Here is a 16,368-nt window from a genome sequence, read left to right as displayed (position 1 = left end):
CCGGGCCGCAGCTCTGGCTTGCCTTGGGTTTAGGTATCTTTATGAAAGCTGTAAAGCACAGACAGGAGAGAGCGATGTTTCTGACCCCGGCAGAGCGGATTGCGGACTATCAGGCGCGCGGCTGGTGGGAGGGAATCACCGTCGACAGCATGTTCCGCAGGGCCGTGGCAGAGCGCGGCACCAGCCTGGCGCTGGTCGATCCGCTGAACCGCGCGGCGCTGGACGGGTGCGCGCCCGAGCGGCTGGACTGGGCCGAGCTCGATGCGCGGGTCGATGGCAAGGCCGCCGCGCTGATCGGCCTGGGGCTGAAGCGCGACGACGTGATCTGCGCGCAGCTGCCCAACACGGTCGATGCCGTCATCCTGTTCCTCGCCGCCGCGCGGCTGGGCCTGATCATCAGCCCTGTCGTGATGCAATATCGCGAGCACGAGCTGGGCCATATCCTGTCGCTCACCGATGCCCGCGCCTTCGTCACCGTGCCCGCATTCCATGGCCATGACTATGCCGCCATGGCAGCAGGGCTGGTCGAGACGCGCCCCGGCATGATGCTGCTGACCATCGGTGCTGCCCCCCATGGCACTGACCTCAAGGCGCTCGCCGCCACCGCCGACCGCGCGGGTGTTCCCGTCTGGTGTGCCGCAAATCCCGTCGATGGAGGCGAGGTATTGACGATCTGCTGGACGTCCGGAACCGAGGCCCGGCCCAAGGGCGTGCCGCGCGACCACAACCATTGGGTGCTCAATGCCAAGGTGGTCGCCTGGGGCACCGGCATGCTGCCGGGCGACGTGCTGCTGAACCCCTTTCCGCTGGTCAATATCGCCTCGATCGGCGGATTGATGCTGCCCTGGCTGGAAATGCGCGGCACGATGGTGCTGCACCATCCGTTCGATCTTGGCGTGTTCCTGAAACAGATCGAGGCCGAGCGCGTGACCTATACCATCGCGCCGCCGGCCGTGCTCACCGCCCTGCTCAAGCAGCCGCAGATCACTGCCTCGGTGGACCTCTCCTCGCTGCGTGCCATCGGCAGCGGATCGGCCCCGCTCACCCCCTGGCTGATCGAAGGCTGGGCGCAATCGCACGGGATCGAGATCTGCAACATCTTCGGATCGAACGAGGGCATGGCGCTGATGTCCTCGCCCGGCGACGTGCCCGACCGCGCCGAGCGCGCGCATTATTTTCCGCGTTTCGGCGCGGAGGGGGTCGAATGGGACAGCCCGGTCTCCGCCGTGATGCGCACACGGCTGGTCGATCCGGAGAGCGGCGCGATCATCACCGAACCGGGAATGCCCGGCGAAATGCACATTGCGGGCGGCACGGTCATTTCAGGCTATTGGCGCTCGCCCGAGCTCAATGCCGCGAGCTTCGACGGCGAATGGTTCCGCACCGGCGATCTGTTCGAAATCGCGGGCGAAGGGCCCCTGTCGCGCTTCTACCGCTTTGTCGGGCGATCGAAGGAGATCATCGTGCGCGGCGGCGTGAACATCTCTCCGGCAGAGATCGACGAACTGCTGGTGAGCCTGCCGAACGTGCGCGAGGCAGCGACGGTGGGCATCCCCGATGCCGATCTGGGCGAGCGGATCGCGGTGGCGGTGGTGGTCGATGACGGCATCACCCCGCCTGACATCGCAGGCGTCGGCGCGCATCTGGCTGCAGCGGGCGTGGCCGTGTTCAAGCGCCCGGAGCGGCTGGTGGTGCTGCCCGCCCTGCCGCGCAACGCGATGAACAAGGTGGTGCGCGCCGATCTGCGCGCGGCCGTGCTGGCGGCGATGGAGCGTTAGGCGGGGGCGCTCAGGCCGCCGCCGCCATCATCCGGTCGCGCCGCGCGGCCTTGTCGCGTTCCAGCACTTCACGCTCCACCCAGTGCGAATGGGTGCCGCTGCTGATCTTGTGCGGCAGCGCGATGCGGCAGATCGGACCCTCTGCAAAGCGCTTGCAATCGATGATGATGCACTCTGACGTGCCCTGGTTCTCGTCGATCACGAAGCTCACCAGATAGCCGTCATCTTCGTCCTGCGCGCCAACGCGCGGGGCGAACGGCGCTTCGGAGGCATAGCGACCTTCGGGCAGCGTGATCGTGGTCGATTTGCCGGTGGCGAGGTCATGCTTGACGAAGCCGTTGAACAGGAACCAGCCGGGCCGGGTCGTGGTCGAATAGGCATAGCGATAGGGCTGCGCCAGATAGCGCTGGTTGATCATGCCGAACTCGACCAGCTGGTCGCCCAGCGACTGCTCGCGCGTCTCGCCGGTGCGCAGGTTGAAGCGCCAGCGGTGAAGAGTCGGCTTGAAGCTGTTCTCGTCGATATGCGCCATCATCGCGCCAAGTCCGCCGTCATGCTCCAGCGGATCGGGCGTCGGGTTGTTCTGGAAATAGCCGTCCAGCACCACCTCTTCGCCCTCTTCCCAGGCGTTCAGCCAGTGCAGCACATAGGTCGGCGCGGCATCGAACCAGCGGATGTCCGAGGGGTCGTGCCGGTTCACCAGCGCAAAGCGCGACGGCAGATCGTGGAGCCGCACCGCGTGGATGTTGCGCTCGAGCAGTTCCTCGTCCCAGAAGACCGGGAAGTCGTTGAGGATCGCCCAGTTCTCGCTGAACGCCATGTCGTGCGGCAGGCGCGGCCCCGGCAGCGGCACCGGGCTATAGCTTTTCAGCCTGCCCTCGGCGTCGACCACGCCATAATGCATGAAGGGTGCGTGCTTGGAATAGTTGAAGAACAGCAGCTCGCCGGTGCGCTCATCGACCTTGGGATGCGCGGAGATGCCGTCGATCGGCACCCAGGGCGCAGGGCCCAGCTGCTCCAGCGTTTCGGGATCCATCACATAGCCTTCGCCGCACTGGTAGAAGGTGGCGATCGCCTGCCCCGCATGCACGATGATGTCGGTCGATGCGCTGTCCTTCAGGCTGCCATGCGCGCCGAAACCGGGGCGGCGCGACAGGCTGGGCTTGTCCTGCAGGCCGCCCCAGAGCGATCCGCCCGCCTCCTGCTCTGCCTGAAAGCAGCGCGAGCGGACGAAACGGTTGCGATAATGCGCCTTGCCGCGGCGGAAATCGATCTGGTGGATCATGCCGTCGCCATCGAACGGGTGATATTTGCCCAGCGGCTGGTGCACCTGGTTTTCGGTGTTGCGAAGGTAGATGCCGTCCAGATCCTCGGGGATCGCGCCCTCGATCACCTCGAGGTCGAAGGCGTTGACCTCCTCATATTGCGGGGTCCAGGCGCCGGTCAGATAGGGGTGATTGCTGGGCTGCAAACTGGTCCGGATTGCGGGCTGCCGCTCGATTTTCATGGCCATATCCTCACCCCCCTATGGTGTTCTTCGTCTTGTGCAGACCGGATAGCAGAATGGTCTGGTTACGCAAGTCTCTTTGCGATACACCGTTACCGCAGGCCGGGTCCGCCGGTCGCATAACAACACCTACGGAGGATGCCATGACGAAATTCCGGACCGCCGCGCTGGCGCTGGTCGCCCTGTCCGCAGCCACGGGCCTGGCCCTGCCTGGCGCGGCCATGGCCAATGACGCGATGGCAGCCGCCACCCCCAAGCAGGAGAGCAAGATGACCGACCCCAAGATTGCCGTTGTCGAGAAGATGATCGATGCCTGGAACCGCCGCGACTGGAAGCTGGTGGGCGATCTGTTTGCCGAGGACGGCGTGCTGCATTCGATGATGATCGAGCCGGTAAAGGGCCGCCCCGCGATTGCCGAGCGGATCAACGCACTGGGTTCGGGCATTGAGAGCATCACGCTGCACATCCACAATATCGGCCGTATCGGCGATGTGGTGGTGATCGAGCGGACCGACGAGTTCGTGTACAAGGGCCATCACGGCAAGGTGCCGGTGGTCGGCATTCTCGAGGTCGAGGGCGACCATGTGAAGGTGTGGCGCGAATATTATGACCGGGCAGAGCTGCTGCGCGAAATGGGCATAGCCGAAGAGTTCCACACGCCCGCCGCGGCGCATTGAGAGCCCATCAGGGATGGATGGCGCGCCGGAGCGAAAGGCTCGACGTAGCGCTCCGGCGCGCTTATTATCATGCCTGTGACTGTTGAACCGCAATTAATTCGTACCTGCTCGATCTGGCGGGCATTGGAAGTGGTGGGCGATGCGCCCACGGTGCTGGTGATCGAGGCAATCTGGCTGGGCACCCGCCGCTTCGATGCCTTGCGCAAGCGCACCGGGCTGCTCAAGGCCTTGCTCAGCGACCGGCTGAAGCGGCTGATCGCCAATGGCATGATCGAGAAATGCGCGAGCAGCGATGGCGGCAACCGGCACGAATATGTGCTGACGCAAAAGGGCCGTGATCTGTACTGGACCTCGCTGATGCTGCTTCGCTGGGAGCAGCGCTGGGGCGCGGGCCGCACCAAGCTGCGCGTCGAGCTGACCCACAAGACCTGCGGCCATGTGTTCGAGCCCGAACCCGCGTGCAAGGCGTGCAATCAGACGATCGATGCGACGCAGATGGAATGGGAGCCCGGCCCCGGTGTCGGCATGATGGAACCGGTCTATTCGCGTCGCCGCCAGCAGCGCGAGACGACACAGGATGCGACCACGCTGTTCGACGAGGCCGCGCGCATCATGGGCGACCGCTGGGCCAGCCTGATCATGCGGTCGATCTTCACCAACATCAACCGCTTCGACGACATCCGCCGCGACACCGCGATCGCCACCAACATCCTGGCCGAGCGGCTTGCATGGCTGACCTCGATCGACGTCATCCGCCAGGTCCAGTATGTCGAAAGCCCGCCGCGCTACGAATATCGCCTGCGCCGCAAGGGCGTGGATTATTACCCCGCGCTGCTGATGCTGATGATGTGGGGCGACAAGTATTTCTGCTCACCCAATGGTCCGCCGGTGCTGCTCACCCATCGCGATTGCGGCCACAGGCTGGAGCCGCAGGTGGTCTGCTCGCACTGCCGCGAGCCACTCGAAGCGCATCAGGTCGACTTCCGGCTGATCGAGGTTTGCGACGAGGATGCCGAGGAAAAGCAGGCTGTTCCAGCGTGATTGTCCGGCTCTAGCATAGCATCTTTCATCGTCACCCCCGCGTAGGCGGGGGGCCCGCTCCTAAAACTTGTGGCAATGGTAAAGCGGGATTCCCGCCTTCGCGGGAATGACGAAATGCTGCGTTGTCAGTACGTGCCTCAACCTTTGCCGCGACAATCCAATCCAGCACCCGCAATTATCACTTTCATTATCATACCAAACTGGCTAGCCTCGCATCAGCGGGAGAGAATAAGCCATGGATTCCAGCGTTGAGCGCGCGGTCATTGTCACCGGTGCAGGCAAGGGCCTGGGTGCCGCATTTGCGCTGGCGATGGCGTCCGAAGGCGCAGCGGTGCTGGTCAACAACCGCCTGCGCCAGGACCAGCCGGACAGCGCCGGGGCGATCGCCGACACCATCCGCGCACAGGGCGGCAGGGCTCTGGCCAACTATCAGGATATCGCCGCCCCCGGCGCCGCACAGGCCCTGGTCAAGGCCGCGCTCGACGCTTTCGGGCGGATCGATGCCATCATCTTCAATGCCGGGATCATCGGCCCGGCGGCAAAGCTGCCCGACATGGACATTGCCGCGCTGCGCGATGTGCTGAACACCAATTTCCTGGCCCAGGCAGCGCTCGCCCAGGCAGCACTGCCGCACCTGCTGGCCAGCCCTTCAGGACGGATGGTGTTCGTCTCCTCCTCTGCCGGGCTGCACGGGGTGCGCGGGCGCATTCCCTATGCCGCGTCCAAGGGCGCGCTCAACGCGATGGCGCTGACGCTGGCCGATGAGCTCAAGCGCACGGCATTGCGGGTCAACGTGCTGTGCCCCTATGCCGCCACCCCAATGACCGCGCAGGACGGAGTGGCAGACGATCCCCGCCTTGACCCGGCTTATGCAGCGGGCATGGCGGCCTTTCTCGCCAGCGAGGCGTGCAGCGCCAACGGCCAGATCTTTCTGGCGGGCGGCCGCCGCTATCGCCGCGCGCGCATGGTCGAAGGGCGCGGAGCCTCTGCCCCCGATGACAGCAGCGCCTGGATCGCCGCCCATTTGGACCGCATCGCGGCGATGGACGGCGCACGCGAGTTCAGCGGCGCAGAGGCCGCCTTTGCCGATCTTTATGCAACCATAGACATGACAAATACCGGAGGATGAGGATGCGACTGACCGTGGAACAACTGCTCGACCGGCAGGAGATAGAGGACATATTGATCGGCTATGCGCGCGGGGCGGACCGGGCGGATGTCGATCTGATCCGTGCCGCCTATCATCCCGATGCGATCGAGGATCATGGCGGGGTCTATGTGGGTCCGGCGGCGGATTATGTCGCGCTGATGGCCAAGATCCTGCCCACCGCGCCGCTGATGTCGCACCTGTGCACCAATATCTCGGTCGAGTTTGTCGAGGCCGATCTTGCTGTCACCGAATGCTATTTCCTCACCTTCTCGCGCCGCGAGGCGGAGAGCGGATCGTTCGACAGCCTGACCATGGCGCGCTGCGTCGACCGGTTCGAGCGCCGCGACGGCGCGTGGAAGATCGCGCATCGCCGCCTCGCCTGGGAATGGAACCACGAAATGCCGCTCAACGAAACCTGGGGTCGCGGCATGATCATCCCCGACATGAGCAAGGCGGTGCGCGGGGCGAAAAAACCCGATGACATCCTGTACGGCGCATGGGCACGCGAGCGCAGCAAGGCGGAGGCAGCGGCATGAACATTCAGGGATGCACCGCCATCGTCACCGGGGCCAATCGCGGCATCGGCTTCGGCTTTGTCGAGGAACTGCTCGATCAGGGCGCGGCCAGGGTCTATCTCGCCTCGCGCAAGCTCACCGATGCCGAGGAAGCCGCCAAGAGCACAGGCGATGCTCGGGTCGTGCCTATCCAGCTCGATGTCACCAAGCATGACGAGGTTGCCGCCGCCGCTGCGCGCTGCACCGATGTCGATCTGGTGGTCAACAATGCCGGCGCCTTCCATCGCCAGACGCTGCTCGAAGCGCCCGACATGGATTTCGCCCGCAACGAGATGGACACCAACTATTTCGGCATGCTGGCGATGGTCCGCGCCTTTGCCCCGGTGCTGAAAGCCAATGGGGGCGGTGCCATCGTCAACGTGCTGTCCGCAGGCGGCATCTGCGCGGTGCCGAACATGGGCGGCTACAGCCCCAGCAAGTTCGCCGCGCGCGCCGCGAGCGACTGCCTGCGCGCCGAGCTGGAGCCGCAGGGCACGCATATTGCTGCGCTGATCGTCGGGTCGGTCGATACGCGCATGGCGGAGCATGTCACCTGGCAGGCCAAATCGAGCCCGCGCGATATCGGCAAGGCCGGGCTGATGGCCGCCGCGCGCAAGGTCGACGAACTGGACACCGACCCGCATGCGGAATCGGTCCGCGCGTTCCTGGCGCGCGATCCCTATACGCTCAAGCGCGCGATGGCCAAGGCGCTGCACGACGGGAGGCGCTGACATGAAATATGCCAACACACTGGAAACGATGCTGGCCAAGCAGGACATTGCCGACTGCCTGGCGCGCTATGCCCGCGGCGTCGACCGCGCCGATGGCGAGCTGCTGCACAGCTGCTATTTCGACGACAGTATCGAGGAGCATGGCAGCAGCTATTCAGGCCCGGCGCGCGCCTATATCGACGGCGCGATCGAACGGATGCAGGGCGGCGACGTGATGGGCCACTATCTGTGCAACCTGCATGTCGAGTTCGAGAGCGACAGCCTCGCCTTTGCCGAATGCTATGTGCTGACCTTCGCCCGCTTTGCCAAACAGGGCGAGAAATGGGACACGCTGACCGGGGGGCGGATCGTCGACCGGTTCGAGAAGCGCGGCGGCGAATGGCGGATTGCGCACCGCAAGATCACGCTCGACTGGAACCGCGACATGCCGATGGCGCAAGGATGGTGCCTGGGCATGTTCAAGCCGGAGGATCCGCGCATGCATATCGGCGAAAAGGGCAAGGGCGACCTTAGCTACAGCCGCTTCTGACCTTAATTTCCCGAGCAGAAAAAAGGGGCAGCCGGTTCGCGCCGACTGCCCCTTTTCTTGTGTTTGCCAGGCTGTGTCAGAACTTGACCGAGACCTCTGCGCCGTACTGGCGCGGTGCGCCCAGACGGCTGACCTCATCGCCGAAGAACGCGATGATGTTGGTACGATACAAGGTGTTGGTGAGGTTGCGGCCATAGAGCGAGAAGGTGATGTTGCCGTTGCCCGGGGTGAACGAGACACGGCTGCCGAGCTGGCCATAGCCGCCTTCGCGCTGAAGGTTGTCTGGTGCCCAGAACAGCCGCGCCTGGTGGCTGTAATTGACGTTGAAGCGCAGTGCATCCGACCAGTCGCCGATATCGGTGACGAAATCCGCCGCCACGTTCCACTGCGCCTTGGGCGTGCGCTGCAGGAAGTTGCCCGAATTGTTGTTGCCCAGCGAATCGGTGAAGGCGATGTACTTCGTGTCGAGCAGCGTCAGGCCGCCCGACAGCGTCAGCCCGGTGGCCACCGCCACGGTCGCTTCGGCCTCGACACCCTGGATCTTCGCATCCGCCGCGTTGTCGGTGATGTTGCACAGGCACGCTGCGGAGGTCTGGGTGACCTGCAGGTTCTTGTACTTCATGTCGAACACCGCGACGTTGAGCCGCAGCCTGCGATCGAACAGGTCGAGCTTGCCGCCCAGTTCGAAGCTGGTCACCGTTTCGGGATCATAGCTCGATACCGCTGCTGCCGCATTGGCCGGATCATCCTCGAAACCGCCGCCCTTATAGCCGGTCGAGAAGGTACCATAGAACAGCATGTCGTCATTCGGCTTGAACTCGATCGTCGCCTGCGGCGTGATCTCGCTCCAGCTGTCCGAATAGCGCGCGGTAAAGCTCTGCCCTTCGCGGAACGTGCCTGCGAGCGGGGTCAGCGCGACCTGGTCGTTGGGGTTGAACTTGTCGCCGCCTTCGACTGCGGTACCGGTCACGATGCCCGACTTGCGGTCCTTGGAATAGCGGACACCTGCCACCACGCGCAGCTTCGGCGAGAAGCGATAGCCCAGCTGGCCGAAGAACGCGTAGCTCTCGTTGGTCGCCCGGTTGTTCCACCGGCTTTCACCCGACAGTGTGGTCAGCACCGTCAACGGCACCTCGGCCCAGAAGCGGTCGAGCTTGGTGACCTTGTCGTGCTGATAATAGGCACCGAAAATCCAGTCGAACCCGCGATCCGACTGCTCTTCGGACACGACGCGCAATTCCTGGCTGAACTGGCGGATGTCCTCGTCTTCATTGACCGGGAAAGTGAACAGCGTCGGCGAGATCACGCCGAAGCCATTGTCGGGGCCGATGCCGGTCTGGTCATAGACGTTGAACGCCTCGCCCTTACGATAGCCGGTGATCGACGACAGCGTGCCGACACCGCCGAGCCCCTGGTCCATGCGCAGCGACAGACCCCAGGCCTCGCGGTTGAGCTGCTGCGGCGTATCGGCAGTATCGCCCTTGTAGCGCGGCCATTCGGGCAGACCTTCGCGCAACTTGAGCGGACGTCCGCGGATCGTGCCGATCGCGGCGCGCGCCGCGCTCCACGGACCGGAGCCTGCTGCAGGACCATCGATCGCGACCGAATGGAAGCCGTTCGACTTGTCCTTGGTATAATCGAACACCAGCCGCGCGGTGAAATCGCTGTCGTCGGGCTCGACCATCAGCTGGCCGCGGAACTGGATGCTGTCGACATCGTCGAGATCGACATCGTGCAGCAGATCCTGATTGAAGCCGTCGCGGTTGCGATACTGGAAGCTCAGCCGCCCGGTCAGCGGTCCGCTGATCGTGCCGGTAATGTGCCCGCGCGCCAGCTTCTCGTTATAATTGCCATAGGATACAGCCAGGCTGCCGCCGGTGTCGGCCTGAGGCCGCGCGCTGTAGATGCTGATCGCGCCGCCGACGACGTTGCGGCCCAGCAGCACGCCCTGCGGTCCGCGCACCACTTCGACCCGCTCGATATCGTACATGTCGAAGTTGAACAGGCCAGAACGGCCGACATAGACGTCATCGACAAAGATACCGATCGACTGGTCAGCCGAGGGGCTGTCGAGACGGGTATTGGTGATGCCGCGGATGTTGAATTCCTGGTCAATCGGCGACAGCGCGGTAAAGCTCAGCGATGTCGCCTGCCCGGCCAAATCCTCGAAGCTGAGGATTCGGGCGGTCTCGATCGATTCCGCGCTGAACGCCGAGATGGCGGCAGACGTATCCTGCACCGTCGAATCGCGCCGCTGCGCGGTCACGACGATATCGGCAATCTGCGGCCCTTGAGAATCCTGCTCACCCCCAGCCTGCTCACCGGCGTCCTGCGCGGCTGCGGGCGTGGCAACCGCTGCCATGAGCGCGAGGCCCAGCGCGGTCATCGAAATACGGTTGAATCGGCAACGCGCAACACGGTTGTGCTTTGGCATCAATCAGTTCCTCCCCTCATCGCCAGCGCTTGTCGCCGGTCACTTGCAATACTAGACCTATGATAAAGGTTCGTCAATGCAAGTTACTAGCGCCGATATGGGGAGAGATGTAAAATGCCCGGCCAGCAGGCGCTGACCGGGCATCAGGGAAAATCCAAAGCCATCAGAAACAGGTCGGCTATACCGGAAGCCCGACATAGTTTTCGGCAATCGCGGTCTGCATCGCGGGCGAGCGCGACAGATAGTCCATTTCGGCGACCTGCATCCGCCGCTCGAACGCATTCTGCTCCGGGAAGCTGTGCATCAGCCTGGTCAGCGACCAGCTGAAGCGTTCGGCCTTCCAGATGCGCGCCAGCGCCTTGTCGCGATAGCCGAGCAACGCGGTTTCATCCTGGCGGCGGTAATGGGCGATGATCGCATCGGACAGGTAATGCACGTCGGATGCAGCCAGGTTCAGTCCCTTGGCCCCGGTGGGCGGCACGATATGTGCGGCATCGCCCGCCAGGAACAAGCGGCCGTGGCGCATCGTCTCGAACACATAGGACCTGAGCGGCGCGATCGACATTTCGAGCGCCGGACCGCGCGTCACGCCATGTTTGGAAATGCCGTTGAACCGCTCCTCCAACTCGTCCCACAACCGGTCCTCGGGCCAGTCCTCGATCTTTTCGGTGAGCGGCACCTGGATGTAATAGCGGCTGCGTGTCGGCGATCGCATCGAGGCGAGCGCAAAGCCGCGCGGGCCGTTGGCATAGATCAGCTCGTCATGGCAGGGCGGTACATCGGCCAGAATGCCCAGCCAGCCGAACGGATATTCGTGGATGTACTCGCGCGCGAGATGCTGAGGGATCGCGCGGCGCGAGGGGCCGTGGAAACCGTCGCATCCGGCGATGAAATCGCACTCGAGCGTCACCGCGACGCCGTCCTTGCTATAGGTGACGCTGGGATGGTCGCTATCGACATCGTGCAGCGCCAGGCCTTCGGCTTCGAACACGATCTCCAGCTCGCGCTGGGGCGCTGCGGCGATCAGATCGCGGGTCAGTTCGGTCTGGCCATAGACCACCACCGTCTTGCCGGTCAGCGCCTTGATGTCGATGCGGACCATCATGTCGCCATCGGCGAGGTTGAAGCCGTCCTCGATCATCGCCTCGCGGTTCATCCGGTCGTCCAGCCCGAGCCGGTGCATCAGATCGGTGGTCACCGTTTCCAGCACCCCTGCCCTGATGCGGCTTTCGACATGCTCGCGGCTCGCGCGTTCGAGCAGCACGCAATCAATGCCCTCGGCCTTGAGCAGATGGCCGAGCAGCAGTCCGGCAGGCCCCGACCCGATGATAGCGACCTGTGTGCGGCGCGCGCTCATGCCAGCAACTGCTGTTCGAGTTCGCCGAGCACACGATAGCAATCGAGCACCTGCGCGACCGAGCTGTTGGGCTCGCGGCCTTCGCGGATCGCGGCGATGAATTCGCGGTCCTGCAGCTCGATGCCGTTCATCGACACATCGACCTGGCTGACGTCGATCGGCTCTTCCTTGCCGTTCACCAGATCGTCGTAGCGCGCGATATAGGTCGCGGTATCGCCGATATAGCGGAAGAAGGTGCCAAGCGGCCCGTCATTGTTGAAGCTCAGCGACAGCGTGCAGATCGCGCCGCTCTCGCTCTTCAGCTGGATCGACATGTCCATCGCGATGCCCAGATCGGGATGGTGCGGGCCTTCAAGCACATTCGCCTTGACGATGCGGCCCGCCTGATAGGCGAACAGATCGACCGTGTGCGCAGCGTGGTGCCACAGCAGATGGTCGGTCCAGCTGCGCGGCTCGCCCTTGGCGTTCATGTTCTTGCGGCGGAAGAAATAGGTCTGCACGTCCATCTGCTGGACGTTGAACTCACCCGCCTTGATCCGGTTATGGACATATTGGTGGCTGGGGTTGAAGCGGCGGGTATGGCCGACCATGCAGGTGAGGCCGGTTTCCTTCTGCTTGTCGAGCACGGCCTGCGAATCCGCCCAGCTGTCGGCCAGCGGGATTTCGACCTGCACATGCTTGCCCGCATTCATGCAGGCGATCGCCTGTTCGGCGTGCATCTGGGTCGGCGTGCAGAGGATCACGGCATCGACATCATCGCGGGCGAGCGCGTCGTCGAGCTCGGTCGAGGCATGGATCGCGCCGTATTTCCGGGCCACCGCCTCAGCCTGTTCGAGGCGGCGGCTGATGATCGAGACAATCTCGACCCCGTCAATCAGCTTCAAACCATCCAGATGCTTTTCGCCAAACGCTCCGGCGCCGGCAAGGGCAATACGCATGAGATACTCCTGTTCATCAATGCGGTGCCCGGACCGAGCACCTCAAACGGCAATTTTCCAATCCACCTCATATCGTTCGATCAGATCCTGCATCACCGTCTTGAATTCGATGAAACAGCCGTGAACCCGGTCAAACGAAGCCATGAAATCGGGCCCATCGAGCACCAGACCTTCGATCGGGTGCTGTTCCTGATGCCTCGCAAGCTTGGCCCGGCACAGTTCGACCGTCGCCTTGAGCACCCGGGCATCCCGCCTGCTCAGTCCAAGATCATGGTTTGCCAAATTAACCATCTCGGTTATGCATAAACCGAGCTGCCGACGATATGATGCGTAGCTCTTTTTCCAGTCCTCCGGCTGGTGTTCAACAATAGACCGAAGCTCGAATGACAGACGGTCCAGTTCCTTTAGTACAGCCACTAAAACGCAATGCTGTGACATGACGCTCTCCTCGGCTTTCGGCACAATGGGGACTTCCCCGAGAGCGAGCGTCAATTACAGACATTGAGAAATCCCTAATCTGGGGCCAATACGATATGTCCGATGGCGGTGTTGCTGCAGGGCACGTGATAATGGCGGTGCAACGTCTTCACGCGTGCGCCGAGCGCGCCGCGCATGATCAGCCACATCACCATCTCGATGCCCTCGGATCCGGTCTCGCGCAGATATTCGATATGCGGGATATGGCGGACGGCATCATCGTCCGCCTCGAGCAGGTCGAGAAAGCGGTTGTCCCATTCGGGGTTGATCAGCCCGGCGCGCGCGCCCTGGAGCTGGTGGCTCATGCCGCCCGTCCCCCATATCTGCACGTTCAGATCCTCGGGGAAGCTTTCCACCGCGCGCGCAATCGCCTCGCCGAGCGCCCAGCAGCGGTTGCCCGAGGGCGGCGGATAGGTGACGACATTGACCGCGAGCGGAATGACCGTCGTCGGCCAGGCCTCGCACGCGCCGAACATCATGCTCAAGGGCACGGTCAGGCCATGGTCGACATCCATCTCGTTGATGATGGTCATGTCGAACTCTTCAAGGATCAGGCTCTGCGCGATATGCCAGGCGAGGTCCGGATGACCGATGACATCGGGCACCTTGCGCGGGCCCCAGCCTTCGTCCGCCGGCTTGTAACGCTCTCCGCAGCCGATCGCGAAGGTCGGGATGAACTTCATGTCGAAGGCGGAAGCGTGATCGTTATAGACCAGGATCACGACATCGGGCTTTTCCTTCGTCTCCCAGTCGCGCGTCCAGTCATATCCTGCGAAGATGGGCCCGAAATAATCGTCGCGCTCATTGCCCTGATCGTGCGCCACGCCCAGCAGCGGCACATGGCTGCTGCCCACACCTGCGGTAATCCGGGCCATCTATCGTCCCTCCCTGATCGAGCGTACGCCTTGCGGAGAGCGGCCGCCGTCGAGCATCATCTGGCGGTATTCGGGCCAGCTCATGTCGGTCATCGTGCTGACCGCCTGCGCGAAGGCGATGCCGTCGGTGGAAAACAGCTTGGACAAGAAGTAGATGTTGCCGCCGATATCGAGCAGCGCGTTGTAATCGCGCGCCAGCACCGCCTGCTTGGCCTCTTCCGATATCGCCCATTCGTCCAGATAGGCGCGCTCATCGGCCTTGAAACGCTCGCGGTTCTCCGGCTTCATCAGGCTCATCGCGAACTGGTTGAGATGATAGCCCTGGCGTGCGCGCGCGGCCGTGAACACGCGCGTGCCGGGAATATCCTCGAACTCGGCCAGATAGGCGTGAATGTCGAGATGGCTCACAATCCGCGCTCCTTCAAAAGGGCATCAAGCCGGGGGAAGACGCGGCGGGCATTGCCTTCGAAGATCATGTGCCGCTCGGCATCGCTGATCTCGAGCGCGTCGACATAGCGCTTGGTATCGTCGAAATAATGGCCGGTGGTGGGATCGATGCCGCGCACCGCGCCGACCATCTCGCTGCCGAACAGGATGTTCTTGTTGTCGATCACATCGGCGAGCAGGTCGATGCCTGGCTGGTGATAGACGCAGGTGTCGAAGAAGATGTTGTTCATCAGGTGCGTGTCGAGCGCCGGCTTTTTCAGCATGTCGGCAAGGCCCCGGTAGCGCCCCCAGTGATAGGGAACCGCGCCGCCGCCATGCGGGATGATGAAGCGCAACGTCGGGAAGTCGGCGAACAGGTCGCCTTCCAGCAGCTGCATGAAGGCGATGGTATCGGCTGCGATATAATAGCCGCCGGTGGCGTGCATCGCCGGGTTGCAGCTGCCCGAGACATGGATCATCGCCGGAACGTTCAGCTCGACCATCTTCTCGTAGAACGGGTACCAGAAGCGGTCGGTGAGCGGCGGATGCTGGAAATGGCCGCCGCCCGGATCGGGATTGAGGTTGCAGCCGATAAAGCCGAGTTCGGTCACGCAGCGTTCGAGTTCCTCGATCGAGCCCGCCATGTCGGCCTTGGGGCTTTGCGGCAGCATGCACACGCCGACAAAGGTTTCCGGAAACAGGCCGACAACGCGCGCGATCAGGTCGTTGCAGCGCCGCGCCCATTCGCGCGCCATCGCCTCGTCGCCGACATGCGGCGCCATGGCCGAGGCGCGAGGGGAAAAGATCGTCAGGTCCGCACCGCGCTCCTTGATCAGGCGCAGTTGGTTGGCCTCGATCGTCTCGCGGATATCGTCATCGGAAATTTCGGGGTACGGCGGGCATGGTGTTCCAGCCTTGAACGCGGCCTTCTGCTCCTCGCGCCAGGCGTCATGCGCCTTGGGCAGGACCGTATAATGGCCGTGGCAATCGATGATCAGGGTCATGCAGTTCTCTTCGAGACGAGGGTGTCGAGTGATGTCAGCTTGGCGTCGAGGCCATCGGGCGGGGTGAGACCGAGCGCGCCGATCGCCCGCTGGCGGGCAATCGTGCCGCGCGTCATCAGCGGGTCGATGTCCAGATCGGCCAGCGTTGCTGCAACCTCTTCCATCTCGGCGGCGCGGCGCAACCCGTGCGCCATCATCCGGTCGAGATTATAGTCGAACCGCTCGGCCCAGCCCTGCTCCTTCCAGCTGGCATCGAGCGAGGCGGTCACCGCATCGAGCACGCCCGCGCGCGAGGCGGCAAGCGCACATTCGGCGCTCAGCGCTTCCAGCCCCTTGACCATGACCGACCGGATCATCTTGATCGCCGAGGCCTGGCCGATCGCGTCTCCGGCGATGGAAATCCGGGTAAAGTCGAGCGCCTCCAGCGCGTCTGCAGCGGCGCTGGCATGCGGTCCGGAGACCAGCAGCGGAACCGCGCGGCGCTGCGGCAGCACCGGAGCCATCACCGCGACATCCGCATAGCGCCCGCCGGCTGCCTCCACCATCGTCGCGGCCTCAGCCTTGGAGGCCGGGGCGACGCTGTTCATGTCGAGCCACAGGGTTCCGGGCCTGAGCATGGAGGCATAAGCCCCGGCAGCCACCACGGCCTGATCGGCGGTCACCAGGCACAGCACGACCTCAGCCTCGGCCAGCGCGGTGGCGACGTCATCCTCGCCCTGCACGCCAGCTGCGGCATAGGCGGACAGCATCGCGTCGCGTTCGCCCAGACTGTCGGTCTTGCGATCAAAGGCGCGCGCACCGGGCAGCGCAAATGCCTGGCCCGCCTCGCCAAAGCCAATAAAGGTCGCGTTGAACGTCATGACTCCGGCCTAGGCGAGGACTTGTCACCG

General features: G+C 63.7%; 16 protein-coding genes. 7 read left to right on the top strand and 9 right to left on the bottom strand.

Annotated features, from left to right (window positions below):
• Nucleotides 1–74: 74 nt before the first annotated feature.
• Nucleotides 75–1,778 (top strand): class I adenylate-forming enzyme family protein, encoded by a 1,704-nt coding sequence (locus tag OU999_17900; protein ID WAC23575.1) that lies wholly within the window; start codon nucleotides 75–77, stop codon nucleotides 1,776–1,778.
• A gap of 10 nt (nucleotides 1,779–1,788) precedes the next feature.
• On the opposite strand, the gene OU999_17895 is transcribed toward OU999_17900, so the two are convergent.
• A complete protein-coding gene (locus OU999_17895) occupies nucleotides 1,789–3,291 on the bottom strand; it encodes a carotenoid oxygenase family protein (protein ID WAC23574.1) in 1,503 nt (500 codons plus the stop codon).
• Nucleotides 3,292–3,428: 137 nt separating this feature from the next.
• Between OU999_17895 and OU999_17890 the strand changes: the two genes are divergently transcribed.
• The 6 genes from OU999_17890 to OU999_17865 all read left to right on the top strand — a co-directional run bounded on the left by OU999_17890 (nucleotide 3,429) and on the right by OU999_17865 (nucleotide 7,967).
• The gene (locus tag OU999_17890) at nucleotides 3,429–3,962 is read left to right on the top strand and encodes a nuclear transport factor 2 family protein (protein ID WAC23573.1); all 534 of its coding nucleotides are present in this window, start codon (nucleotides 3,429–3,431) and stop codon (nucleotides 3,960–3,962) included.
• A 69-nt stretch (nucleotides 3,963–4,031) separates the two neighbouring features.
• Nucleotides 4,032–5,003 carry a helix-turn-helix domain-containing protein gene (locus tag OU999_17885; GenBank protein ID WAC23572.1) on the top strand — a complete coding sequence of 324 codons (972 nt, stop codon included), beginning with the start codon at nucleotides 4,032–4,034 and terminating at the stop codon, nucleotides 5,001–5,003.
• A gap of 235 nt (nucleotides 5,004–5,238) precedes the next feature.
• Nucleotides 5,239–6,132: an SDR family NAD(P)-dependent oxidoreductase gene (locus OU999_17880; protein WAC23571.1), complete on the top strand. Its 894-nt coding sequence runs from the start codon at nucleotides 5,239–5,241 to the stop codon at nucleotides 6,130–6,132.
• 2 nt (nucleotides 6,133–6,134) lie between these two features.
• Nucleotides 6,135–6,689 (top strand): nuclear transport factor 2 family protein, encoded by a 555-nt coding sequence (locus tag OU999_17875; protein ID WAC23570.1) that lies wholly within the window; start codon nucleotides 6,135–6,137, stop codon nucleotides 6,687–6,689.
• The gene (locus OU999_17870) at nucleotides 6,686–7,438 is read left to right on the top strand and encodes an SDR family oxidoreductase (protein WAC23569.1); all 753 of its coding nucleotides are present in this window, start codon (nucleotides 6,686–6,688) and stop codon (nucleotides 7,436–7,438) included. Before OU999_17875 ends, OU999_17870 begins: the two co-directional genes overlap by 4 nt.
• A gap of 1 nt (nucleotide 7,439) precedes the next feature.
• Nucleotides 7,440–7,967 (top strand): nuclear transport factor 2 family protein, encoded by a 528-nt coding sequence (locus OU999_17865; GenBank protein WAC23568.1) that lies wholly within the window; start codon nucleotides 7,440–7,442, stop codon nucleotides 7,965–7,967.
• 76 nt (nucleotides 7,968–8,043) lie between these two features.
• Here the strand turns inward: OU999_17865 and OU999_17860 are convergent, their stop codons facing one another.
• The 8 genes from OU999_17860 to OU999_17825 form a co-directional block, all read right to left on the bottom strand.
• Complete coding sequence (locus OU999_17860) at nucleotides 8,044–10,353, bottom strand: TonB-dependent receptor (protein WAC23567.1); 2,310 nt, start codon at nucleotides 10,351–10,353, stop codon at nucleotides 8,044–8,046.
• Nucleotides 10,354–10,579: 226 nt separating this feature from the next.
• A complete protein-coding gene (gene pobA / locus OU999_17855; GenBank protein WAC23566.1) occupies nucleotides 10,580–11,758 on the bottom strand; it encodes a 4-hydroxybenzoate 3-monooxygenase in 1,179 nt (392 codons plus the stop codon).
• Nucleotides 11,755–12,696 (bottom strand): Gfo/Idh/MocA family oxidoreductase, encoded by a 942-nt coding sequence (locus OU999_17850; protein WAC23565.1) that lies wholly within the window; start codon nucleotides 12,694–12,696, stop codon nucleotides 11,755–11,757. Before OU999_17850 ends, pobA begins: the two co-directional genes overlap by 4 nt.
• Before the next feature lie 42 nt (nucleotides 12,697–12,738).
• On the bottom strand, nucleotides 12,739–13,134 hold the full coding sequence (locus tag OU999_17845) for a hypothetical protein (GenBank protein WAC23564.1): 396 nt from the start codon (nucleotides 13,132–13,134) through the stop codon (nucleotides 12,739–12,741).
• A gap of 74 nt (nucleotides 13,135–13,208) precedes the next feature.
• The gene (locus OU999_17840) at nucleotides 13,209–14,048 is read right to left on the bottom strand and encodes a class III extradiol dioxygenase subunit beta (GenBank protein ID WAC23563.1); all 840 of its coding nucleotides are present in this window, start codon (nucleotides 14,046–14,048) and stop codon (nucleotides 13,209–13,211) included.
• Nucleotides 14,049–14,459, bottom strand: a complete 411-nt coding sequence (gene ligA, locus OU999_17835; GenBank protein ID WAC25473.1) for a protocatechuate 4,5-dioxygenase subunit alpha — start codon at nucleotides 14,457–14,459, stop codon at nucleotides 14,049–14,051.
• On the bottom strand, nucleotides 14,453–15,478 hold the full coding sequence (locus OU999_17830; protein WAC23562.1) for an amidohydrolase family protein: 1,026 nt from the start codon (nucleotides 15,476–15,478) through the stop codon (nucleotides 14,453–14,455). The genes ligA and OU999_17830 overlap by 7 nt, the downstream gene beginning before the upstream one ends.
• A complete protein-coding gene (locus OU999_17825; GenBank protein WAC23561.1) occupies nucleotides 15,475–16,338 on the bottom strand; it encodes a DUF1932 domain-containing protein in 864 nt (287 codons plus the stop codon). The genes OU999_17830 and OU999_17825 overlap by 4 nt, the downstream gene beginning before the upstream one ends.
• Nucleotides 16,339–16,368 lie beyond the last annotated feature (30 nt).

This window comes from Blastomonas sp. SL216, from assembly GCA_026625625.1.
Lineage (GTDB): Bacteria > Pseudomonadota > Alphaproteobacteria > Sphingomonadales > Sphingomonadaceae > Blastomonas.
Note: the sequence above shows the minus strand (reverse complement) of the source record. Positions and strands in the feature narration are given on the sequence as shown.

Coding starts and splice junctions, on each gene's coding strand:
- OU999_17865 (WAC23568.1), top strand. CDS start 7,440: ATGAAATATGCCAACACACTGGAAACGATGCTGGCCAAGCAGGACATT.
- OU999_17845 (WAC23564.1), bottom strand. CDS start 13,134: ATGTCACAGCATTGCGTTTTAGTGGCTGTACTAAAGGAACTGGACCGT.
- OU999_17895 (WAC23574.1), bottom strand. CDS start 3,291: ATGGCCATGAAAATCGAGCGGCAGCCCGCAATCCGGACCAGTTTGCAG.
- OU999_17860 (WAC23567.1), bottom strand. CDS start 10,353: ATGACCGCGCTGGGCCTCGCGCTCATGGCAGCGGTTGCCACGCCCGCA.
- OU999_17840 (WAC23563.1), bottom strand. CDS start 14,048: ATGGCCCGGATTACCGCAGGTGTGGGCAGCAGCCATGTGCCGCTGCTG.
- OU999_17870 (WAC23569.1), top strand. CDS start 6,686: ATGAACATTCAGGGATGCACCGCCATCGTCACCGGGGCCAATCGCGGC.
- OU999_17850 (WAC23565.1), bottom strand. CDS start 12,696: ATGCGTATTGCCCTTGCCGGCGCCGGAGCGTTTGGCGAAAAGCATCTG.
- OU999_17880 (WAC23571.1), top strand. CDS start 5,239: ATGGATTCCAGCGTTGAGCGCGCGGTCATTGTCACCGGTGCAGGCAAG.
- pobA (WAC23566.1), bottom strand. CDS start 11,758: ATGAGCGCGCGCCGCACACAGGTCGCTATCATCGGGTCGGGGCCTGCC.
- OU999_17830 (WAC23562.1), bottom strand. CDS start 15,478: ATGACCCTGATCATCGATTGCCACGGCCATTATACGGTCCTGCCCAAG.
- OU999_17885 (WAC23572.1), top strand. CDS start 4,032: ATGCCTGTGACTGTTGAACCGCAATTAATTCGTACCTGCTCGATCTGG.
- OU999_17825 (WAC23561.1), bottom strand. CDS start 16,338: ATGACGTTCAACGCGACCTTTATTGGCTTTGGCGAGGCGGGCCAGGCA.
- OU999_17900 (WAC23575.1), top strand. CDS start 75: ATGTTTCTGACCCCGGCAGAGCGGATTGCGGACTATCAGGCGCGCGGC.
- OU999_17875 (WAC23570.1), top strand. CDS start 6,135: ATGCGACTGACCGTGGAACAACTGCTCGACCGGCAGGAGATAGAGGAC.
- OU999_17890 (WAC23573.1), top strand. CDS start 3,429: ATGACGAAATTCCGGACCGCCGCGCTGGCGCTGGTCGCCCTGTCCGCA.